Source organism: Streptomyces sp. T028 (assembly GCF_048159505.1).
Lineage (GTDB): Bacteria > Actinomycetota > Actinomycetes > Streptomycetales > Streptomycetaceae > Streptomyces.
The window spans coordinates 89088-112235 of sequence record NZ_JBLRVZ010000014.1; the positions used below are offsets into that span (position 1 = coordinate 89088).

The 23148-nt window shown below is 69.0% G+C and carries 14 protein-coding genes; 13 read left to right on the forward strand and 1 reads right to left on the reverse strand.

Annotation, left to right across the window (positions count from 1 at the left end):
- Positions 1 to 78 precede the first annotated feature (78 nt).
- The 10 genes from ACLZN2_RS15640 (at position 79) to ACLZN2_RS15685 (ending at position 18320) form a co-directional block, all read left to right on the forward strand.
- Positions 79 to 7026, forward strand: a complete 6948-nt coding sequence (locus ACLZN2_RS15640) for a polymorphic toxin-type HINT domain-containing protein (RefSeq protein ID WP_416979056.1) — start codon at positions 79 to 81, stop codon at positions 7024 to 7026.
- Between the two features lie 10 nt (positions 7027 to 7036).
- Positions 7037 to 7477 (forward strand): SUKH-3 domain-containing protein, encoded by a 441-nt coding sequence (locus tag ACLZN2_RS15645; RefSeq protein WP_416979057.1) that lies wholly within the window; start codon positions 7037 to 7039, stop codon positions 7475 to 7477.
- 199 nt (positions 7478 to 7676) lie between these two features.
- Positions 7677 to 7997 (forward strand): 50S ribosomal protein L21, encoded by a 321-nt coding sequence (gene rplU, locus ACLZN2_RS15650; protein ID WP_100826193.1) that lies wholly within the window; start codon positions 7677 to 7679, stop codon positions 7995 to 7997.
- Between the two features lie 13 nt (positions 7998 to 8010).
- Positions 8011 to 8265, forward strand: a complete 255-nt coding sequence (rpmA, locus tag ACLZN2_RS15655; protein ID WP_030051735.1) for a 50S ribosomal protein L27 — start codon at positions 8011 to 8013, stop codon at positions 8263 to 8265.
- A gap of 126 nt (positions 8266 to 8391) precedes the next feature.
- Positions 8392 to 9828: a GTPase ObgE gene (obgE, locus tag ACLZN2_RS15660; protein WP_416979058.1), complete on the forward strand. Its 1437-nt coding sequence runs from the start codon at positions 8392 to 8394 to the stop codon at positions 9826 to 9828.
- 236 nt (positions 9829 to 10064) lie between these two features.
- Positions 10065 to 11603: an alkaline phosphatase D family protein gene (locus ACLZN2_RS15665; protein ID WP_416979059.1), complete on the forward strand. Its 1539-nt coding sequence runs from the start codon at positions 10065 to 10067 to the stop codon at positions 11601 to 11603.
- A gap of 87 nt (positions 11604 to 11690) precedes the next feature.
- Positions 11691 to 12923 carry a hypothetical protein gene (locus ACLZN2_RS15670; protein ID WP_416979060.1) on the forward strand — a complete coding sequence of 411 codons (1233 nt, stop codon included), beginning with the start codon at positions 11691 to 11693 and terminating at the stop codon, positions 12921 to 12923.
- Between the two features lie 227 nt (positions 12924 to 13150).
- Positions 13151 to 14650 carry a D-ribitol-5-phosphate cytidylyltransferase gene (locus ACLZN2_RS15675; RefSeq protein ID WP_416979061.1) on the forward strand — a complete coding sequence of 500 codons (1500 nt, stop codon included), beginning with the start codon at positions 13151 to 13153 and terminating at the stop codon, positions 14648 to 14650.
- A gap of 157 nt (positions 14651 to 14807) precedes the next feature.
- Positions 14808 to 16916, forward strand: a complete 2109-nt coding sequence (locus ACLZN2_RS15680; protein WP_416979062.1) for a hypothetical protein — start codon at positions 14808 to 14810, stop codon at positions 16914 to 16916.
- Positions 16917 to 17090: 174 nt separating this feature from the next.
- Positions 17091 to 18320 (forward strand): glycosyltransferase family 2 protein, encoded by a 1230-nt coding sequence (locus tag ACLZN2_RS15685; protein WP_416979063.1) that lies wholly within the window; start codon positions 17091 to 17093, stop codon positions 18318 to 18320.
- A 45-nt stretch (positions 18321 to 18365) separates the two neighbouring features.
- Here ACLZN2_RS15685 and ACLZN2_RS15690 read toward each other — a convergent pair whose 3' ends face one another.
- A complete protein-coding gene (locus tag ACLZN2_RS15690) occupies positions 18366 to 19769 on the reverse strand; it encodes a polysaccharide pyruvyl transferase family protein (RefSeq protein ID WP_416979064.1) in 1404 nt (467 codons plus the stop codon).
- Between the two features lie 235 nt (positions 19770 to 20004).
- Here ACLZN2_RS15690 and proB point away from each other — a divergent pair, with 235 nt between their 5' ends.
- From proB to ACLZN2_RS15705, 3 genes are all read left to right on the forward strand, one after another.
- A complete protein-coding gene (gene proB / locus ACLZN2_RS15695; protein WP_416979100.1) occupies positions 20005 to 21111 on the forward strand; it encodes a glutamate 5-kinase in 1107 nt (368 codons plus the stop codon).
- A gap of 162 nt (positions 21112 to 21273) precedes the next feature.
- Positions 21274 to 21720 carry a hypothetical protein gene (locus tag ACLZN2_RS15700; protein ID WP_416979101.1) on the forward strand — a complete coding sequence of 149 codons (447 nt, stop codon included), beginning with the start codon at positions 21274 to 21276 and terminating at the stop codon, positions 21718 to 21720.
- Positions 21721 to 21839: 119 nt separating this feature from the next.
- Complete coding sequence (locus tag ACLZN2_RS15705) at positions 21840 to 23126, forward strand: glutamate-5-semialdehyde dehydrogenase (protein WP_416979065.1); 1287 nt, start codon at positions 21840 to 21842, stop codon at positions 23124 to 23126.
- Positions 23127 to 23148: the final 22 nt, after the last annotated feature.

A 23148-nucleotide genomic window follows, 5' to 3' on the forward strand; every position in this document is an offset into this window, starting at 1 on the left:
GCGGCGCAACCCATGTGCCGCGGCAAGTACTTCCTGTTCCGCAAACGGAGATCATTGATGCATTGGAAGAGTCGGCCGTTGAGCCGACGAATACCCGGACGCATTCTCGGTACGACGGTGCTGAGCCTGGCCCTTGCGCTTTCGGCGTCCACGGTCCAGGCGGCGCCGCTCGCCGCGGACGACAAGGGCCGCACCGGTCGCCCCGGGGTCCAGGACGACGGGGATCCCGCCGAGGGGCGAGACGCCAAGGCGAAGTCCCGCCCCTCGGATCCGGCGCGCAAGGCGGCGGTCAAGGGGCTGGACAAGGCGGTGTGGCCCGAGCAGGGCGGCGCCGAGGTGAAGCTGGGGGCCACCGCGGTGGCGGGCGGTCTGCCGGTCAAGGTGACGAAGGCGAAGGCCAAGGTCAAGGCGGCGCAGGTGGCCGGTGAGGTCCGGGTCGACGTCCTCGACCCGAAGCGTGCGGACAAGCTGGGCGCCGATGTGCTGCTGGGTGTCGAGCGGGTGGACGGTTCCGCGCAGGCGGGCAAGGTCCGGCTGACGGTGGACTATTCGGAGTTCGCGGAGGGCTTCGGCGGTTCCTACGGCTCGCGTCTTCAGCTGGTCCAGCTTCCCGCGTGTGCCGTCGTGGCCGTGCCGGGGAGCAAGGAGTGCCCGGAGCAGCCGAAGGTGCTGCCGACGGTCAACGATGTGAAGACGGGCACGGTCTCGGCGGATGTGACCGCCGCTCCGGCCGGGGCCGAGGGCGTCTCCACGATGGCGACGAACGCGACCTCCCTGGTCGCGGTGGCGGCCGGCCCGTCGTCCGCCCAGGGCACCTACAAGGCGACGGCCCTTGCCCCGTCGGCGAGCTGGAGCGTGGCCACGTCCTCCGGCGCCTTCAACTGGAACTATCCGTTCCGGTCAGTCCCGACCCCCGGCGGCCTGGTCCCCACGGTGGGCCTCGGCTACTCCTCCCAGTCGGCGGACGGCCGCACCTCGGCCACCAACAACCAGGGCTCCTGGATCGGCGAGGGCTTCTCCTACGACCCGGGCTATATCGAACGCCGCTACAAGCCCTGCTCCGAGGACGGTCACGACGGGTCCGGTGAGCAGTGCTGGGCGTTCGAGAACGCCACGGTCATGCTCAACGGCTCCGCGGGCGAGCTGGTCAAGGACGACACCACGGGTGAGTGGCACATGTCGTCCGACGACGGCAGCAAGGTCGAGAAGCTGACCGGCGCCACGAACGGCGACAACGACGGCGAGTACTGGCGCATCACCACCTCGGACGGCACCGAGTACTACTTCGGCAAGAACCGTCTGCCGGGCTGGGCCACGGGCAACGAGGAGACCAACTCCACCTGGACCGCCCCGGTCTTCGGCGACGACTCCGGTGAGCCCTGCTACAACGCCACCTTCACCAGCGCGTACTGCCAGCAGGCGTGGCGTTGGTCGCTGGACTACGTCAAGGACACGCACGGCAATGTGATGTCCTACTTCTACGAGCGTGAGACGAACTACTACGCGCTGAACGGGAAGACGGACGTCAACGGAACGGCGTACCACCGTGGCGGTTACCTCAAGCGCGTCGACTACGGCCAGAGCGACGGCCAGGTCTACGCCGCGAAGGCCCCGGCCCGGATCGTGTTCAACACCGCCGAGCGCTGCCTGACCACCTCCGACTTCGACTGCGCGGAGAGCAAGCGCACCAAGGACAACGCCTCCCACTGGCCGGACGTCCCGGTCGACCAGGAGTGCAAGTCCGGCACCAAGTGCACCTCGCCCGTCCAGACCTTCTTCACCACCAAGCGCCTGACGTCGGTCGTCACCCAGATGCGCAAGGACGCCACGACCTACCAGGACGTGGACGCCTGGACGCTGACCCACCTCTTCACGGACAACGGCGACGACTCCAAGACGCTGTGGCTGTCGAAGATCGAGCACGAGGGCCGCGTCGGTACGGCGGTCAAGCTGCCCTCCGTCGACCTGTTCGGCGAGCAGCTCGCCAACCGCGTCGACGCGATCGGCGACAACATCGCCCCGTTCTACCGCTTCCGCCTCTCGATGGTCCTCAGCGAGACGGGCGCCCAGCTCGACGTCACGTACGCGGCTACCGACTGCACCAAGTCCGCTCTCCCCAAGCCGGGTGAGTCGACGAAGCGCTGCTACCCCGTGAAGTGGGCCCCACCGGGCTACATCGACCCGATCACGGACTGGTTCCACAAGTACGTGGTCTCCGCGGTCATCGAGACCGACCGCACCGGCGGCAGCGACTCGATGGTGACCCGCTACGACTACCAGGGCGACGCGGCCTGGCGTAAGGCCAAGCCGGACGGCATCACCGACGACAAGTACCTCACCTGGGGCGGCTGGCAGGGCTACGGCAAGGTCAAGGTCACCAGCGGCACCTCCGACAACCAGAAGACCCGGGTCGACTACACGTTCCTGCAGGGCATGAACGGGGACAAGGACGCCGACGGCAACACGCGCTCGGTGACGGTCAAGGACTCCACCGGGGCCTCGTACACGGACGACGAGGAGTTCACGGGCCACCAGCTGGAGGTCGCCGCCTACGACGGCGCGAAGCTGGTCTCCAAGGCCATCGACACCCCCTGGAAGCACTACACCGCCACCCAGACCAGGAGCTGGGGTACCACCCGCGCGGTGATCGTGCGCAGCCAGGTCGGCCGCGGCTTCAACCTGAACTCCGACGGGACCTGGCACGAGACCAAGTCCACGACGACGTACGACACCCCCAACGGCACCGGCCGCGTCCTCCAGGTCGAGGACCTCGGCGACGTCTCCACCGCCAAGGACGACAGCTGCACCCGCACGACGTACGCGGACAACACGGCGAAGAACATCCTGTCGCTGCCCTCGCGCAGTGAGTCGGTGTCCGTCAAGTGCTCCGCCACCCCGGACCGCAAGACCCAGGTCCTGGCGGACGAGCGCACGTCCTACGACAACGGCGCGTTCGGCGCGGCGCCCACCAAGGGTGACGCGACGAAGACCGAGCGCCTCACGGCGCACGACGGCACCACGGCGACGTACCAGGTGACGGGCGCCACGACCTACGACGACTTCGGCCGCCCGCTCACTCAGAAGGACGCCAAGCAGATCGGGACGACGGAAGCGACGAGCACCGTCTACACCGAGACCAACGGCCTGCTGACGAGGACGAAGGTCACCAACGCCCTCGGCCACGCCACGACCACCGACTACGTCCCGGCCTGGGGCATGTCGTCGGGCCAGACTGACCCGAACGGGAAGCGGACCGACCTCGCGTACGACGCGATGGGCCGCCTGACCTCCGTGTGGCTGGCGGACCGGGCCTCGACCCAGACGCCGAGCATCAAGTACTCGTACAACGTCCGCAAGGACAAGGTCACCTCGATCAAGACCGAGAAGATCGAGAACGACGGTTCCTACGGCGCCGAGTACCAGCTCTACGACAGCATGCTGCGGGCCCGCCAGATCCAGACCGAGGGCGCGAACGGCACCCGCATGGTCGCGGACACCTGGTACGACGGCACGGGCAACATCAAGAAGACCCACTCGACGTACAACGCCGCCGGCGCCGCCTCGGACGAGCTCCTGCTGGTGCACAACGGCGAGGTCGGCGCGCAGAGCCTGCTGGAGTACGACGGCCTGGGCCGCACCACGGCGCAGATCTTCGCCGTCAGCGGCGTCGAGCAGTGGCGCACGACGACGACGTACGACGGCGAACTGACCCACGTCGACCCGCCGGTCGGCGGCGTGCCCACCACGACGATCACCGACGGGCAGGGCAACGTCTCGGAGATCCGCCACTACCGCGGGTCTGCACCGGGCGTCGGCGTGGCGTACGACTCGACGAAGTACACGTACAACAACAGGGGCCTGCTGGAGACGGTCACCGACGCCAAGAACAACGTGTGGCGGTACGCGTACGACCAACTCGGCCGCAAGAAGCTGTCGGAAGACCCCGAAGCGGGCGATCTGCGCGTCGAGTACGACGAGCTGGACCGGCCGATCGCCACGTACGACGGCCGGAACAAGAAGATCTCCACCGTCTACGACAAGCTGGGCCGCGCCACCACCACCTGGCAGGGCGACGCCGACACGGGCACCAAGCTGACCGAGACGAAGTACGACAAGGCGGGCTGGCTCGGCCTGGCCTACGCCTTCATGAGCTACGTCTCCCCGACGGAGTACTTCGCCAGCGCCATTCAGGCGATGGACGAGTTCTACCGGCCCCTGAAGACCGCCTACCAGGTCCCCGCCTCGCAGGGCGCACTGGCCGGCACGTATGTCTTCACTGCCTCGTACAACCGGGACGGGACGGTCCAGAGCACCGGCCTGCCCGCCATGGGAGACCTGCCGGCCGAGGCGGTGACCTACACGTACGACGACCTTCAGCGTCCGAAGACGATGACGGGCACGACCTCGTACGTCACCAACGCCATCTACTCGGGCAAGAGCCTGGTGCAGCAGCTCGAGCTGTCCACGGGCAGCGGCAAGAAAGTCTGGCAGACCTTCAACTACGAGACGGGTACCGACCGGCTGACCCGTTCGGTGACCGACGTCTACGGTGCCACCGCCCCGGCCAAGGAATCGAACTATTCCTATGACCAGGCGGGCAACGTCCTGTCGATCGCGGACACGGCGGACTCGGCGGCGCCGGACGTGCAGTGCTTCGCCTACGACGACCGTCAGCGGCTGAAGGACGCGTGGACCCCGGCGGCCACCGCGACGACCGCGGCCGGTACCGGCACGCGCGGTTCCACGGCACCGCTCGACGGCACCGGCCCGACCGCCTGTGCGTCAGCGGCCGGATCGAGCTCGCTCGGCGGTCCGGCCCCGTACTGGAAGTCGTACGAGACGGACGCCATCGGCAACCGTGTCTCGGAGACGGTCCACGACACCGGGCTGAACGCGGCGAACAACATCACCCGCGACTACGAGTACGGCGGCGCGGGCGCCCTTGGTGACGGACCGCACCAGGTCACCAAGGTCACCGAGAAGACCCCGACCGGCAACCGGCAGTCGACCTACGAGTACGACGATTCCGGCAACACCACCAAGCGGATCATCGGAGGCAGCGCCCAGTCCCTGGTCTGGAACGATCTCGGCAGGCTGACGGAGGTCACCGAGGCGAGCGGCGCCAAGACCAGCTATGTGTACGACGGCTCCGGCAACCGGCTGGTACGCAAGGACGCCACCGGGACGACCGTCTACCTTCCGGGCACCGAGCTGAAGCTGTCGGCCGACGGCACCAAGAAGGAGGCCACCCGCTACTACGAGTTCGGCGGCGAGGCCGTCGTGGTCCGTACCGCGAGCAAGGTGTCGTTCATCGGCTCCGACCATCACGGCACGGGCGAGGTGGCGATCGACTCCGCGACCGGTGGGATCAGCCGTCGGCGCTTCGACCCGTTCGGTGCCGAGCGTGGTGAGAAGACCGGGGTCTGGCCCGGGGAGAAGGGCTATGTCGGCGGCACCATCGACGCCCAGTCCGGTCTGACCCACCTGGGGGCACGCGAGTACGACGCGGCGATCGGCAAGTTCATCTCGGTCGACCCGATCATCGACTACACCCAGCCGCAGCAGATCAACGGCTACGCCTACGCCAACAACTCCCCGGTCACGCACGCCGACCCCAGCGGCATGATCATCCCGGAGTGCCGGGAGGGACTGATCGAATGCCGGGGCGGCATGCCGGTCATTCACCAGACCCAGGAGGAGAAGGCGCAGTCGGACTACGACAACGCCTCCCGGAACGTCTCCTCGGCCGAGGGGCAGCAGTCCGCGGCCAAACAGCGGATCAAGTCCGCGGGCAAGGCCCTGGTCAAGATCGCCCGGGACATCCTCGGCGTGGACGCGGCCCTGGACTGCATATCCACCGGTGACGTCGGTGCCTGTGGCGAGACCCTGCTCAACATCGCCGGCAGCTTCGCGGGCGGCCTCGCGGGCAAGATCCTCGCCAAGTACGGCGCCCCGTGGAACTGGGCCAAGGGCATCAAGCTCGCCAAGCGGGTCACCGGTCTGGTCGGCGACCTGATCGGCGGGGCCAAGGATCTGTGGAAGGCCAACAAGGCCGTCGGCAAGGCGAGGGCCGGGCTGGCCAAGGCCGCGGACAAGCTGAAGGACGCCAGGAAGAAGGCGGCGGAAGCCCTCAAGAAACGGAAGAAGACCGAGGAAGCCGGCGGCTCGTGCCCGATCAAGGCCAAGCACAGCTTCCTGCCGGGCACGAAGGTGCTCCTCGCGGGCGGCAAGCTGAAGAAGATCGAACAGGTCGAACTCGGCGACAAGGTCACCGTCACCGATCCGAAGACCGGCGCTACGACGGTCCGTGAGGTCGTCGGCACGATCGTCACCGAGGACGACAAGCACTTCGTCGACCTGACGATCAAGGGCGCGTCCGGCAGGACCGAGTCCCTGGTCTCCACCACGACCCACCCCTTCTGGTCGGATTCCCAGCAGGCGTGGATCGAGGCCGGTTTCCTGAAGCCGGGGATGCGTCTGCACGCCGTCGACGGCACCCCGGTCGAGCTCACGGCCGTCCGCGCCTTCGACAAGCGACAGCGAACCCATGACCTCACCGTGGCCGACGTGCACACCTACTACGTCCAGACGGGGGCGACCTCGCTCCTGGTGCACAACAACAACGGCGGCTGCGGTGACGCCGTGGACGCGGTGCTCGAGGAGGCGGAGAACGTCGCGGATCTCACGAACTCGCAGCGGCCGAAGGTGATCGAATCACTGCAGATCGGTGATCAGAAGCCCATCGTGGCGGCCAGCGACGGGGGCGCGGGCACCCGTGCCGTTCACCCGCAGGTGCAGTCCGTCCTCGACACCATCCCCCAGAACGCCCGCGGGAACAACCACGGCGGATGCGGCCTGGTGGAATGCCTCACACAGGCCTTGAACGCCAACCAGGATCCCACCGGAGCCACCGCTGCCGCTGTTCTGGGTCGTGCCCGGACGAACTCGAGATTCAAGGACACCATCGGGCCGTGCCCCAGTTGCCAGGTGCTTGTCGAGCACTTCAACATCGACTTCCTGACATAAGGGGCGACCAATGGCGAGATTCACCACTGAAGTGGAGCGTGTACTGCGTCTTTCCGGCTGGTTTCCCGGCCGGCGGACGGACCTGCGGGCGTGGCAGGAGCAGCTTTCCGGCTTCACCTGGCACCCGGCCGCCGAGCGGTTCCTGACGGAGTTCGGCGGTGTCTCGGTGGACGTGAGCGGCCCCGGCGTCGACGTCGCACGGGAGCCGTTCGACATCGACCCGGGACTGGCCGTGGGGGAGGAGGAGGCGTTTCAGGAACTGTCGGAACGCTTCGGCCGCAGTTTCTTCCCCCTGGGGGAGATCGGGCAGGGAGAGTTCTTCCTGGCGCTCGACGAGGACGGCGTCCTCTACCTGCTCGCGGCCTGGGCCTTCCGCCTGGGCCCGGCGGACCAGGGGCTGGAGAACCTGGTCACCGGAGTGAAGGCGGCGAAACTGCCCCTTCCTGAGTGAGGACCGGGGCCCGGTTTGACCCCTCAAGCCGGGCCCCGTAACCTTGACCGTCGGCGTGTTCCCTAGGCGCGCCACATCCCCGTAAACCTCTTCCTCCCGGGCACCGGTCCGCCGGTGGCACAGGGAGAGGCCGTCCGTGACTGTTCCCGGGCGGCTGGACTGCGGGGGTGCCGTTTCCGAGCGAGAGAGTGAGATCCGCGTGTACGCCATCGTGCGCAGCGGTGGTCGCCAGCACAAGGTTGCTGTCGGCGACATCGTTGAGGTTGACAAGATTTCCACCGCCAAGGTTGGCGACACGGTCGAGCTCTCGACCCTGCTCGTTGTCGACGGCGACGCTGTGACCAGCGACCCGTGGGTGCTGGCCGGCATCAAGGTCCAGGCCGAGGTCGTGGACCACCACAAGGGCCAGAAGATCGACATTCTGCGCTACAAGAACAAGACGGGCTACCGTCGTCGTCAGGGCCACCGCCAGCAGTACACGGCGATCAAGGTCACCGCGATCCCCGCGGCTGCGAAGTAAGGACTGAGGAGACATGGCACACAAGAAGGGCGCATCGTCCACCCGGAACGGTCGCGACTCCAATGCCCAGCGGCTCGGCGTGAAGCGCTTCGGCGGTCAGGTCGTCAACGCGGGTGAGATCCTGGTCCGCCAGCGTGGCACCCACTTCCACCCGGGCGCCGGTGTCGGCCGCGGTGGCGACGACACGCTGTTCGCGCTTCAGGCCGGTGCGGTGGAGTTCGGCACCAGCCGTGGCCGCAAGGTCGTGAACATCGTTCCGGTCGCCTGAAGCGGCTGATCGGAAGCTTTTCGCGAGGCGGACCTCACTTCCCGGTCGGGAAGGCGGGTCCGCCTTTCGCGTGTTACGCAAGAAGCAAGAACGTACGTAACTGATGTCTGTTGGAGGCACCTCACCATGACCACCTTCGTGGACCGCGTCGAACTGCACGTCGCCGCGGGTAACGGAGGTCACGGCTGTGCCTCCGTCCACCGTGAGAAGTTCAAGCCGCTCGGCGGCCCCGACGGGGGCAACGGCGGGCGGGGTGGGGACGTGACCCTCACCGTCGACCAGTCGATCACCACGCTTCTCGACTACCACCACTCCCCGCACCGGAAGGCCACCAACGGCAAGCCCGGCGAGGGCGGCCACCGCTCCGGCAAGGACGGGCAGGATCTCGTCCTCCCCGTGCCGGACGGGACCGTGGTGCTGGACAAGGCGGGGAACGTGCTCGCCGACCTCGTCGGACACGGCACCTCCTTCGTCGCCGCCCAGGGCGGCCGCGGCGGGCTCGGCAACGCCGCCCTCGCCTCCGCCCGCCGCAAGGCGCCCGGGTTCGCGCTGCTCGGTGAGCCGGGGGACCTGCGGGATGTCGTGCTCGAGCTGAAGACCGTCGCCGACGTGGCCCTGGTGGGATACCCGAGCGCGGGCAAGTCCTCGCTCATCTCCGTGCTCTCCGCCGCCAAGCCGAAGATCGCCGACTATCCGTTCACCACCCTCGTGCCCAACCTGGGGGTCGTGACCGCCGGGTCGACCGTCTACACCATCGCCGACGTCCCCGGTCTCATCCCGGGCGCCAGCCAGGGCAAGGGCCTCGGCCTGGAGTTCCTGCGGCACGTGGAGCGGTGCAGTGTGCTGGTGCACGTCCTCGACACGGCCACCCTGGAGTCCGAGCGCGACCCCGTCTCCGACCTCGACATCATCGAGGAGGAGCTGCGGCAGTACGGCGGGCTCGGCGACCGTCCCCGCATCGTCGTCCTGAACAAGATCGACGTACCGGACGGCAAGGACCTGGCGGAGATGGTGCGGCCAGACCTGGAGGCGCGCGGGTACCGCGTCTTCGAGGTGTCCGCCGTGGCGCACATGGGGCTCAAGGAGCTGTCGTTCGCGCTGGCCGACCTCGTCGGGCGGGCGCGGGCCGCCAAGCCGAAGGAGGAGGCGACGCGGATCGTCATCCGGCCCAAGGCCGTGGACGACGCCGGCTTCACCGTCAGCCTGGAGGAGGACGGCCTCTACCGCGTCCGGGGCGAGAAGCCCGAACGCTGGGTGCGGCAGACCGACTTCAACAACGACGAGGCCGTGGGCTATCTCGCCGACCGCCTCAACCGCCTCGGTGTGGAGGAGGAGTTGATGAAGGCGGGCGCCCGGTCCGGCGACGGTGTCGCGATCGGCCCCGAGGACAACGCGGTCGTCTTCGACTGGGAGCCGTCCGTCATGGCCGGTGCGGAGATGCTGGGCCGGCGCGGTGAGGACCACCGCTTCGACGCCCCGCGGCCCGCGAGCCAGCGGCGCCGCGACCGTCAGGCCGAACGCGACGAGGCGAGCGAGGAGTTCGAGGGCTTCGAGCCGTTCTGAGAGCTCTTCTGAACCGGCGGTCACCCGACGGCCGACAATTGGTGATTGAGTCTCAGCGACACGCCGTGCATGCGGCGTGTCGCTGAGACTGAGCGCACACTTCGTCCCGCTCGCAGTCCTTCTGCTTGTCCTTCTGCTTGTCATGTATGCGCGGCTCGCCGTTCAGCCTGCTGACCGGCTGACCGTGCCACCTTTCCTTGCGTCAAGACGCCAGCGACGCAAGGGAGTTACCCCCCATGTCCCCCGACCGCCGTCGTCTCCTCACCGCCGGTGCCGCCGTGCTTGGCGCCGCCGCCTCCGCCCAGCTGTGGCTGCCCGCCACCGCGCTCGCCGCCGCGAACACCCTGCCCGAGAACGTGTTCAGCCTCGGCGTGGCCTCCGGCGATCCTCTGTCCGACGGGATCGTCCTGTGGACGCGCCTCGCCCCCGATCCGCTGAACGGCGGCGGGATGCCGGAGCAGAACGTCGCCGTGCAGTGGGAGATCTCGCCCGACTCCCGGTTCGCCTCCTCCGTGCGCCGGGGCACCGCCACCGCCCGGCCCGAGTACGGGCACAGCGTTCATGTGGACGTACGGGGGCTGAAGCCGGGCCGCGACTACTGGTACCGCTTCCGCGCCGGCGGCCGGATCTCCCCGGTCGGCCGCACCCGTACCGCGCCCCGGCCGTTCGCCTCGGGCGGCTCGCTGCGCCTCGCGCTCGCCTCCTGCCAGAACTGGCAGCACGGGTACTTCACCCCGTACGCCGACATGGCGGCCCAGGACCCGGACGTCGTCCTCTTCGTCGGCGACTACATCTACGAGTCGGGGCCCTCCGCCTCGGCCGTGCGCCGGCATGTGGGGAGCGGTGAGCCGTACACCCTCACCCAGTACCGCAACCGGTACGCCCAGTACCGCGGCGACCCCGATCTGCAGCGGATGCACGCCCGCGCCCCCTGGGTGGTCACCTTCGACGACCACGAGGTGGACAACGACTTCGCCGGGGGGATCCCGCAGGACCCCGACAAGCAGTCCCACGACGCCTTCGCGGCCCGGCTGACGGCCGCCTACCAGGCGTACTACGAGCACATGCCGGTACGCGCCACGGCGGTCCCGGACGGCCCGCACATCCGGATGTACCGCGCCTTCAGGTTCGGCCGCCTCGCCCGGCTGAACGTGCTGGACACCCGGCAGTTCCGCAGCGACCAGGCCGTCAGCCAGGAGGGCGCCCAGGACCCGGCGCTCACCATGCTGGGCGCCGAGCAGAGGCGGTGGCTGGTGAACGGGCTGAGGAACTCCGACACCCGCTGGAACCTCATCGCCTCCCAGATCATGATGGCCGAGACCGATCTGCTGCCCGGGTCCGGCAAGCTCTGGTACTACGACGCCTGGGACGGCTACCAGGCCGAACGCAACTCCCTGCTCGGGGAGTTGGCGTCCGTCCGCAATCCGGTGGTGCTCAGCGGCGACCGGCATCTCACCATGATCAGCGATCTCAAGCGGGACTTCGCGAAGCCTTCCTCGGCGGTCGTCGGCGCCGAGTTCGTCGGTACGTCGATCTCCAGCAACGGCGACCAGGACCAGGCCGCCTTCCACGCCCAGTGGGACCCGCTGAAGGCCGACAACCCGCACTGGAAGCTGATCGACGCCCACCGCGGCTACCACCTCTTCGACATCCGCGACGATGCCGTCGACGCGCGGGTGCGGGTGGTCGACACCGTGCTCAAGCCGAAGGCGACCGCTCGCACCCTGGCCAGGCTCAGAGTCACCGACGGCAGGCCGGGTGTCCGCAAGGTGTGAGGACGGTGTGACCGGAGCCTGGGGCTCATCCGTGTCCCAGGCCCCTCTCAGCGCGCTCTAAGGAACACCTCTTACCATCCCTTGACCATGGAGACCGACTGTACGAGAGACGACGCCCCGGTGAACGGGCGCACGGAGCTCGCGGCGATGCCCGCGCAGCCGAACCCGTTGCGCACGCAACCGGCCCCGCTGCCCGCCGGCACCCGCCTGCTGCACATCGGCCCGCACAAAACCGGGACCACCTCGATCCAGGGCGCCCTCTTCGGAGCCAAGGAGAAGCTGCCGGAGTACGGCGTCGAGTTCCCGTTCACGAGCAGGCACCCCATGCAGGGCGTGCTCGCGGTCTGCTCCCGGGGCGGGATGATCGGTGACACCACGCCCACCGAGCGGCACTGGGAGCAGCTCCTGGAGCAGGTCGAGGCCACCGGTAGGAAGACCTCCGTGATCAGCAGCGAGTTCTTCGCCGACGCCCCCGACGACGCCACCATCGAGCGGGTCGTCGAGCAGCTCGGCGGCGAAAGGGTGCACGTCCTCGTCACCCTGCGGCCGCTGGCGAAGATCATGCCCTCGCAGTGGCAGCAGTACGTGCAGAACGGGCTGCGCATGGGCTACGAGGACTGGCTGGAGCACATGCTCCGCAAGGCCCCGTACGAGAAGCCCAACCCGAGTTTCTGGCGGCGGCACCGGCACGACCGGCTGGTCGAGCGGTGGGTGCGGGTGGTCGGCGCCGACCGGGTCACCGTCGTCGTGGTGGACGACCGGGACCGCGAGGGGCTGATGCGCACCTTCGAGGCGCTGCTGGGTCTTCCGTCCCAGCTGCTCCAGCCGGTTCCGGACACCGCGAATCGCTCGCTCACCCTCGCCGAGACCGAAATGCTGCGGAATCTCAATAAGGAATTCCGGGGCAATGGGCTGCCCGACGAGCTTTATTCGAAACTTATCCGCAACGGCGCCGTCATGCATATGAAGAACGCGTGCAGCCCGACGTCACAGGACGTGAAGATCTCCACCCCCTCGTGGGCGGTGGAGGCCGCAGCGGGGATCGGCGCCGAGATGGCCGAACGCATCACCGGGATGGGCGTACGCGTCCTCGGTGATCCGAGACTGCTGTCCGCCGTGCCGAAACCGGCCACGGGCGAGGGCGCGGAGGAGCCCCGGATGGCCCCCGAGGCAGCCGCTCAGGCCCTGTACGGGGCGCTCGCCGCGGTGGCCGCCGCCGCGTCGGCCCGGCCCGCCGCGCGCGGGGTGCACCAGACCTCCTCCAAGGAACTGGTGAGAGTCCTCGGACATCGCTGTCTCAAGCGCCTGCGTCGTCGCTGAACATCGTTCACCGCTACTCTCAGGTATCACTCAGCCTCTGTGGAGTTACTCACAGGATTTCCAGGGAGCATCCTCATGGGTCCCGTACACGTCTTACCAATCACCAGCGGTTCAAGGTGAATGGCGGGTGGCGCGCACATATGCAGTGAGGGGCGCTCACCTTGCATCGCGGTAACCGCAAGTGGGACCATTTCCCCGTTCCCTGTCGCCCCAAGGTAGGTCTTCTGGTGTCCCAGCACATAGCCAAGCCCCGTACGACCGCAGTGATCCTGGCCGGAGGTACCGGCCAGCGCGTGGGTCTGTCGATCCCCAAGCAGCTGCTGAAGATCGCAGGCAAGGCCGTCATCGAGCACACCCTGACCACCTTCGAGAAGGCCGACTCCGTCGACGACGTCATCGTGCTGATGGCGCCGGGCTATGTGCCCGACATCGAGAAGATCGTCGCCAAGGCCGGGTTCAAGAAGGTCTCCAGGATCATCGAGGGCGGTTCCACCAGGAACGAGACCACCGAACGGGCCATCGCCGCCCTGGGCGAGGGCCTGGCCGAGGGCGAGGACCGCAACGTCCTCTTCCACGACGCCGTACGCCCGCTGCTCTCGCAACGCGTCATCGACGACTGCGTGGCCGCGCTGGAGCGCTACCAGGCCGTCGACGTCGCCATCCCGTCCGCCGACACCATCATCGTCACCCGGACGCACGGCGAGGACGGCGAGTTCATCACCGAGATCCCGGACCGCTCCCGGCTGCGCCGCGGCCAGACCCCGCAGGCCTTCAAGCTGTCCACCATCCGCCGCGCCTACGAGGTGGCGGCCGGCGACCCCAACTTCCAGGCCACGGACGACTGCACGGTCGTCCTGCGCTACCTGCCGGACGTGCCGATCCACGTCGTGGCGGGCGACGAGTACAACATGAAGGTCACTCAGCCGGTCGACGTCTTCATCGCCGACAAGCTGTTCCAGCTGGCCTCCACCGCCACCCCCGAGCCGTACGGCGAGGAGGTCTACCGCGAGCTGCTGACCGGCAGGACCGTCGTCGTCTTCGGCGGCTCCTACGGCATCGGCAAGGACATCGCCGAACTCGCCGAGTCCTACGGCGCCACGGTGTACGCCCTCGGCCGCTCCACCACCGGCACACACGTCGAGAACCCGGAGGAGGTCGACGACGCGCTGTCGAAGGCCTACAGCGAGACCGGGCGCATCGACCACGTCGTCAACACCGCCGGGGTGCTGCGCATCGGCAAGCTGGCCGAGACCGACAACGCGACCATCGAGGAAGCGCTGAAGGTGAACTACCTGGCGCCCGTGCAGATCGCCCGCTCGGCCTACAAGTACCTCGCCGAGACCAAGGGGCAGTTGCTGCTGTACACCTCCAGCAGCTACACCCGCGGCCGCGCCGAGTACAGCCTCTACTCCTCGACCAAGGCCGCCATGGTGAACCTCACCCAGGCCCTGTCCGACGAGTGGGCCGCCGACGGCATCCGGGTGAACTGCGTGAACCCGGAGCGCACGGCGACCCCCATGCGTACCAAGGCCTTCGGGCAGGAGCCCGCGGGCAGCCTGCTCTCCTCCGAGGCCGTCGCCCGCACCTCCCTCGACGTCCTTCTCTCCGAGCTCACCGGGCACGTCATCGACGTCCGCCAGCAGGACCCCACGGCCGCCGCGGGCAAGGCCTCCGGCTTCGAGCAGGCCCTGGCCTCGGTGCTCGACCGACAGGACGGCGTGGCATAATCAACCGCAAATAGCCATCGAATTTCAGGCCTCTGTGGCTCCCTGTTTACGGAGAATTCACAGAGGCCTGAAGCGTAAGAATCCCGAAACCTTCACAAAGGATTTTCCGGACTTTTAGGCTTCTATGACCGGCACCCCTCCCAGAGCAGGTTTCTCCGTGATATCCACTGCCATTCGCGTGGCCCGGGTGGGCAGCGCGGCCGAACTGGCCGCGGCGGTCCTCATGATGCTGGGCTACCCCTGCCTCATGCTGGCCGCGCTCGTCCCGAGCACCCCAGCCTTCGCCGCCGCGGCCGCCGTGACGTACCTGGCGGACCTCTATCTCCACCGCAAGGGCACCTACCTCATCACCCTGCTGAACAAGGTGAGGGCGGGTCTGTCCACCCGGTTCCTGGTCCGCGAGCTGCTGCTCATCCTGCTGCTGGCCCGGCTCGGCCTGTCGGAGGAGCCGGTCTTCTACGCGGCGATCGCCTGCTTCACGGTCTTCTTCGGTCTCCAGGCCCCGCACGGCGCCCTGGTCACCCTGATCGGCAGGCGCCGCCAGATGCCGGTCGTGACCCGCAACGTCGACCTGGCCTCCCGGCTGACCATCCCGGACGCCCCGCCACGCCGCCTGCTCACCCGGGCCGCGCAGAAGATGCTCCACCTGGACCTCGCGGCGATCACCGGCCTGCTCGTCTACGCCCTCACCGACACCGACCTCGCGGGTTACGCGGGCGTCGGCGTGACCCTGGCCCTCGGCGCGCTGTACGTCGCCCTGCTGGTGCCGCACCTGCGGGCCCGCCGGCTGCCGCCGAGGCCTGACAAGGTGCTGGCCACGGTGAGCGCCTGGCTGCGCGAGTACCGCCCGGAGACCGTGCTGTACTTCTCCGGCTCCAAGGAATCCGCCTACCAGGTCAACATGTGGCTGGAGACCATGGAGCAGCTGGACACCCGGCCGCTGATCATCCTGCGTGAGCGTTCCGTCCTGGAGAAGATGGCGCCCACCACGGTCCCCGTCGTCTGCGTGCCCGGGGGGGTGCACCTGATGAACATGGACCTCTCCATGGTGCGGGTCACGCTGTACGCCGCGAACGTCGGCAAGAACATCCACATGCTGCGCGTGCCCACCATGAAGCACGTCTTCATCGGCCACGGCGACAGCGACAAGCTCGCCAGCGTCAACCCGTTCAGCAAGGTGTACGACGAGGTGTGGACCGCCGGCCGGGCCGGCCGCGACCGCTACGCCATCGCCGACGTCGGCATCCGCGACGAGGACATCGTCGAGGTCGGCCGCCCGCAGCTCGCGCCCATCAGGACCTGGGAGGGAGCGCCGAAGGACCGCATGCCCACGGTCCTGTACGCGCCCACCTGGGAGGGCTGGGACGACAACCCGGGCAACACCTCGATCCTGCTGGCCGGCGAGAACATCGTGAAGAAGCTGGTCGCCGCCGAGCCCCCGGTCCGCGTCCTGTACAAGCCGCACCCGTTCACCGGCACCCGCAGCTCGGCGGCCGGTGCCGCGCACCGTCGGATCACCGGCCTCATCAAGAAGGCCGCAGAGCAGCGCGCCGCCGACTCCCGCTTCAAGGGCGACGCCGCGGCACAGGCCACGGCGAAGACCGAGCTGACCCGTCTCAAGGCCCGCCTGGACGACCTCTCGCTCTCCTTCGACGAGAAGGCCGACGAAGCCGTGACCAGTCGCGACGGCATCGTCGACATGCGCAAGCACGAGGAGGCGGCCCGGCTGCGCGCCGAGTGGAACGACGCCTACTGGCGGACCTTCCCCGACTTCGAGCACCGGGTGATCACCGGCGCCGAACCGCGTCTGTACGACTGCTTCAACGCCTCCGAGGCGATGGTCTCCGACATCTCCAGCGTGGTCTCCGACTTCATCGCGAGCGGCAAGCCGTACGCGGTCACCGACTCCGCGGAGCTGGGTGCGGAGGAGTTCCGGCGGCAGAACACCGCGGTGCGCGCGGCCGTGATCCTCACCAACTCCGCCGACGAGCTGGACCAGTTGCTCGACGCGGTGCGCGACCCGGCCGCCGACGCGCTGGCCGAGGACCGCAAGGAGCTCAAGGAGTATCTGCTCGGCCCCGACGAGCCGACCTCGCTCGTCCAGTTCAACACCGCCGTCGCCAACCTCGCCCTCAAGGCCGAGGCGCGCAACGTCGGCCAGGAGTCCCGGGCCGCCGCCGTGGACGACGCGACCGGCGCGACCGGCGCGACCGGCACGGCGGCCGGTGACGGTGCGGAACTGACCAACGGTGTCACGGCCGGCTGACAGCCGTACTGCGAAGGGCCCGGTTCACGGAGAACGCCTCCGGGAACCGGGCCCTTCGGCATTCTGTGATGTGGAACACCTTCCGGCGCCGGGACAACCCGTTGACCGCTGAAACCGTCTACCGGGTAGCTGGAATATTGAATAGGGGGAACCGTTGCGTGATGAGAGGGAAAAGTGACTCTTGCGCAGCCTGACGTCACGGTGGTCATCGGGGCGTACGAAGCGATGCCGTATCTCGTCGAGTGCCTGGCCTCGGTCGAGGCGCAGACGCTGGACCCGGCGCGGATCGAGGTCATCGCCGTCGACGACGGCTCCAACGACGGCACCGGTGACTACCTGGAGGAGTTCGCCGCCCGCGTCCCCATGCCGGTCACGGTGATCCGCCAGGAGAACTCCGGCGGCCCCAGCGGCCCGCGCAACGTCGGCCTGGCCAAGGCCACCGGGCGGTACGTGTTCTTCCTCGACGCCGACGACCGGCTCGGCCCGGAGGCGCTGGAGCGCATGGTCGCCATGGCCGACCGCAATGACACCGATGTCTGCCTCGGCAAGGTCGAGGGCGTCAACCGCAACGCTCCCAAGTCGATGTGGGGCAAGAACCGCGAGCGCACGGACGTCTTCTCCTCCAACATCAAGTTCACGCTCAGCGCCCAGAAGCTGTTCCGCCGCGCGTTCCTGGAGCGCCACCACCTGCGCTTCGACGAGTCCCTGTGGACCGGTGAGGACGCGCTGTTCACCATGGAGGCCTATCTGCGGGCCGACGGCGTCTCCATAGTCGCCGACTACACCTGCTACTACCTGGTGGGCCGCGACGACGGCAAGCACGTGACCAAGACCGGCAGTTACAAGCTGCGCTTCGACTCCGCGCGCGCCCTGATGGACCTGCTGGAGCGGATGCTCCCGCCCGGCTCCAAGCGGGACGCGCTCATGGTCCGCCCCTTCCTCGTCACGCTGCTGCCCCAGTTCGGCCCGGTCTTCCTGCGGCAGGACGAGAACATCCGGCGCACCAAGTTCGAGCTGGCCAAGCCGCTGATGGACGCGCACTGGAACGAGGGCGTCGCCCAGCGTCTGAAGGTCCACGAGCGGCTGCGGCTGCAGCTGGTGGCCATGGAGCGCCCGGACCTCCTGGTGGAGGTCCTGGAGTTCATCAAGGCCAGGAGCGAGCCCGAGGCCGTCCTCAGGAAGGGCGGCACCCAGCTCTACCTGGCCTACCCCGGCTACCGCTCCCGCAAGGCCGGTGTCCCCGACCGCGTCTACCTCGCCGAACCGCGCGAGGCCAAGGCGTACCCGGGCTGGCGCCAGGCCCCGGCCGAGACGTTCCTGCGCGGCGCGACCCGCAAGGTGCGGCGCAAACTGCGACGACTGAAGAAGCGGATGACCGGGCCGAAGGGCCGGGTGGCGGCCTGAGTGTCGCCGCCGAGGGACCGGCGCCCGCTGTGCTGTTTCGGCGGGCTACTTCGCCGGCTTCAGCGCCCTGCCCATCACGCGTCGCGCCCGGCGGTAGAGCGAGGGCGCCGGGACGGCCGCTGTCGAGGACGCGGCAGCGGCCTTGGCGGCCGCCTTCGCCCCCGCCCGGGACTTCGCCAGCTCCCGCTTCAACTGCGTGTTGTGCGTGTCCAGTTCGGTGATGCGCTGCTGCAGCCAGCCGAACCGGCTCGTCAGCGAGGCGACGTCCGCGTCGATCCAGGGGCGCACGCCCGCCGGGAAGCGCAACGCGCGCAGCTGCTGGTCGAAGGCCTTGCCGCCGTCGCCGTGCGTGAAGGTGTTCTGCAGGCCGTTCTTGTCCAGGAACGCCGTGAACCGGTCGAACCGCTCCCGGTGGTTGCCGGTCAGCGCGCTGAAATCGGCCTCCTCGTACAGCTCGGCCGGGTCGAGGTCCTCGGGCACTTCGCTCAGCAGCCGGTGCGGGATCTCGAAGTAGCGGCACAGCTCCAGCGTGCGCGAGTCGAAGGCCAGCACGGTGGCCGGCGTCCCCGCCAGCAGGGCCGCGATGTTGCCGTGGATGCGCGAGCCGAACGAGTAGTCGAACTCCCTGAGGTCGTCGATCCAGGTGACCGGGTCGATGTACACCCGGACCTTGTCCTCCCGGTACATCGGGTGGTCGGGGTGCGTCGGCATCTCGCGGATCCGGCCGACCGGTGTGTCGATGTCACGCCAGTGCAGCTGGCGGGCGTCGGTGAGGTTCTGCCCGATGTAGCGCAGGTTGGGGTAGCGCTCGTGGGTATGTCTGAGGATCTTGCTCAGGCCCCCGCGCACCGCGGTGTGCGAGCCGTTGGTCGAGATCCTCGACTCGGGCGTGATGGCCGCCACCCGCTTGGTCACCTCGAGCCGGTCGCCGTGCATGAACAGCGACGGGCAGCCGATGATCTCGACGTCCTTGAAACCCATGTCGGTGAGGTACTTCGCGGTGAACTCGCCGCGCACGCCGATCGAGGCGCTGTGCTCCAGCACCGCGGAGACGAACCCCCGCACGGTGGGCTCCATGGCCTTCAGCCGCGCCGCGTCGTTGTCCAGGCCGGCCTGCGCGCCGACACCGACCACCACGACGGGGATCTTCAGCTTCGATATCAGCTGCGTCAGCCGCTGGAGCGGGGCCTCGAACGTCGGCCGGAAGGCGTTGGCCAGCGGTACGACGAACGCGTCGTACTCCTCGTTGATCCGCGCGGCGGCGTTGACCTGGGTCGCGATCCCGTTGGACACCACCTCGGCACTGCCGGGCACGGTGAGGATCTTGTGCGTGGCGTCGCTGAAGATCAGGTTGCCCGAGTTGGTGGCGAAAACGTCGCGGTGGAGGGCTTCCTCGACGGGGACCACGTCGAAGGGGCTCTTCCCCGACCTGAGGAGTATGCGCTTCACAGGGCGAACTCTAGGTGACCCAAACTTCAAAATGAATTTGTGTTCCCTTCAGATTCCATGTGGAACCAGTACAACCGTTTTGCCGTACGCGACGCGTGAGCGAACGGTTACGCGGGCGGACCGTCCGGGGAGTGGAACTCGCGCGCGGCCCCGGGGCGCGTTCGCGTAGATTGCGAGGGGGAGCAGGACAACGCGCGAGGGGACGAAGAACAAGGTGGCAGGGGCAAGGCAGGCCGTGGGCGAGGCCCGCAGGATCGTCGTCAAGGTGGGCTCCTCGTCGCTGACCACGGCCGCCGGCGGACTCGACGCCGACCGGGTCGATGCCCTCGTCGACGTCCTCGCCAAGAGCCGCAGCGGCGGCGAACGTGAGATTGTTCTCGTCTCCTCCGGAGCCATCGCCGCCGGCCTCGCCCCGCTGGGCCTGCGCCGCCGGCCCAAGGACCTGGCCCGCCAGCAGGCCGCCGCCAGCGTCGGCCAGGGCCTCCTCGTCGCCCGCTACACCGCTTCCTTCGCCCGCTACTCCGTCCGGGTCGGACAGGTGCTGCTGACCAGCGACGACATGAGCCGCCGCGCCCACCACCGCAACGCCTCGCGCACCCTCGACAAACTGCTCGCGATGGGCGCGTTCCCGATCGTCAACGAGAACGACACCGTCGCCACCGACGAGATCCGCTTCGGCGACAACGACCGCCTCGCCGCGCTCGTCGCCCACCTCGTCCACGCCGACCTGCTGGTGCTCCTGTCCGACGTCGACGGCGTCTACGACGGCGACCCCAGCAGGCCGGGAACCTCGCGGATCGCCGAGGTGCGCGGCCCCGAGGACCTCGCGCACGTCGAGATCGGCAGCGCCGGCAGGGCGGGCGTCGGCACCGGCGGCATGGTCACCAAGGTCGAGGCCGCCCGGATCGCGACCGGCGCCGGCATCCCCGTGGTCCTCACCAGCGCCGTGCACGCCGCCGACGCCCTCACCGGCGGCGACACCGGCACCTACTTCCACCCCACCGGCAAGCGCTCCGCCGAACGCCTGCTGTGGCTGCAGCACGCCTCCACCCCGCAGGGCTCGCTCACCCTGGACGACGGGGCGGTGCGCGCGGTCGTCGAACGGCGCACGTCCCTCCTCCCGGCCGGCATCGCGGGCGTCGAGGGCGAGTTCAGCGCGGGCGACCCCGTGGAGTTGCGCGACACCGCCGGACACGCGGTCGCCCGCGGCCTCGTCAACTTCGACGCCCGGGAGATCCCCCGGCTGATCGGGCGGTCCACGCGTGAGCTGGCGCGCGAGCTGGGCGCGGAGTACGAGCGGGAGGTCGTCCACCGCGACGACCTGGTGATCCTCCATCCCTGAGAGCCCGAGGCCGTCGAACGGCTGTCTCCCGACGGCCCCGAATGGTCCGTACCGGTGGGGGACGTTCCGTGAAACCGCCCCAAGGAGCCGTGCGGCCTGCTCAACTTTGACTCGGGAGACCAGCCGTACGAGCGCTGCGTGAAGGAGGCCGTCGTGAGACGAGTGCGCCCTGGGGTGGCAGCGGCCCGTAGGAGTGCCGGCCCGACGGGCGAGGAACGCGCGCTGACCAGTGTGGCCGCGGGGGAGCGCTACGAGGGACCGGCCGATCTGCCCCGCCTCTGGCACGTCACTCTCAGCGTCTCCGGCGAGGAGGCCCCGCTGGGGGAGGTCCGGCGCGCCCTCGAACAGCTCGCCCACGACCATCCCTTCCTCCTGACCAGTCGCTACGCCAACGACCACGCGGAGATCCGCTACTGGGAGGAGGCCCGCGACCTCCACGACGCCGCCGCCGTCGCGCTGCGTCTGTGGGGCGAGCACCGGCGCACCTCCCGGCTGCCGCCCTGGGAGATCGTCGGCCTCGAAGTGATCGACCGGGAGACCTACCACCAGCGCATCGCCGAGGGCTACGGCCCACGACCGGCCAGCCCGGTCGGCGTCCACCCCTTCTGACCCCTGGGCCTTCCGACTTCTGACCCCTGTGCCTTCCGACCCCTGGGCGCGCGTCTCGGTGCTTGGGACGGCCCGTGGACGACCATGGCCCCTTCCGCCCGGCGCACTACCCTTCCCCTATGACCACGCTCTCGCCGTACGACGCCATGTCCCCGGTCACCCAGGCCGCCTACCGCGCCAAGGCCGCCGCCGCCGACCTCGCGCCCCTGCCCCGGGCTGCCAAGGACGACGCGCTGCTCGCCATCGCGGACGCGCTGGAGGTCCGTACGAGTGAGATCGTCGAGGCCAACGCCAAGGACATCGCCAAGGCCCGCGAGGCCGGCACCGCCGAGTCCGTCATCGACCGGCTGACCCTCACCCCGGAGCGGGTGCGGGCCATCGCCTCCGACGTGCGGGACGTCGTCGCCCTGCCCGACCCGGTCGGCGAGGTCGTCCGCGGCTCCACCCTTCCCAACGGCATCGACCTGCGCCAGGTCCGCGTCCCGCTCGGCGTCGTCGGCATCATCTACGAGGCCCGCCCCAACGTGACGGTGGACGCCGCAGCCCTCTGCCTGAAGTCCGGCAACGCGGTCCTGCTGCGCGGCTCCGCCTCCGCCTACGAGTCGAACACCGCCCTCGTCCGGGTGCTGCGGGACGCCGTCGGCGGCGCCGGGCTGCCCGCCGACGCGGTCCAGCTGGTGCCGGGCGAGGGCCGGGAGTCCGTGCACGAGCTGATGCGCGCCCGCGGCCTGGTCGACGTCCTCATCCCGCGCGGCGGCGCCTCCCTGATCCAGACCGTGGTCATGGAGTCCAAGGTCCCCGTCATCGAGACCGGCACCGGCAACTGCCACGTCTACGTCGACGCCCGGGCCGACCTCGACATGGCCATCGACATCCTGATCAACTCCAAGGCCCAGCGGGTCAGCGTCTGCAACGCCGCCGAGACCCTCCTCGTCCACCAGGACATCGCCCCCGAGTTCCTGCCCCGCGCCCTGGACGCCCTCGCCGAGGCCGGGGTCACCGTCCACGCCGACGAACGGGTCATGGCGTACGCCAAGGACTCCAAGGCGACCGTCGTGGAGGCCACGACGGAGGACTGGGAGACCGAGTACCTCTCCTACGACATCGCCGCCGCCGTCGTCGACTCCCTCGACAAGGCCGTCGAACACATCCGGCTGTGGACCTCCGGCCACACCGAGGCGATCGTCACCACCTCGCAGCAGGCGGCCCGCCGGTTCACCCAGCTGGTCGACTCCACCACGGTCGCCGTGAACGCCTCCACCCGGTTCACCGACGGAGGCCAGTTCGGCTTCGGCGCGGAGATCGGCATCTCCACCCAGAAGCTGCACGCCCGGGGCCCGATGGGCCTGCCGGAGCTGACCAGCACCAAGTACATCGTCACGGGCGACGGGCACGTACGGCGCTGACGGGAGACCGGGGGAGACCGGG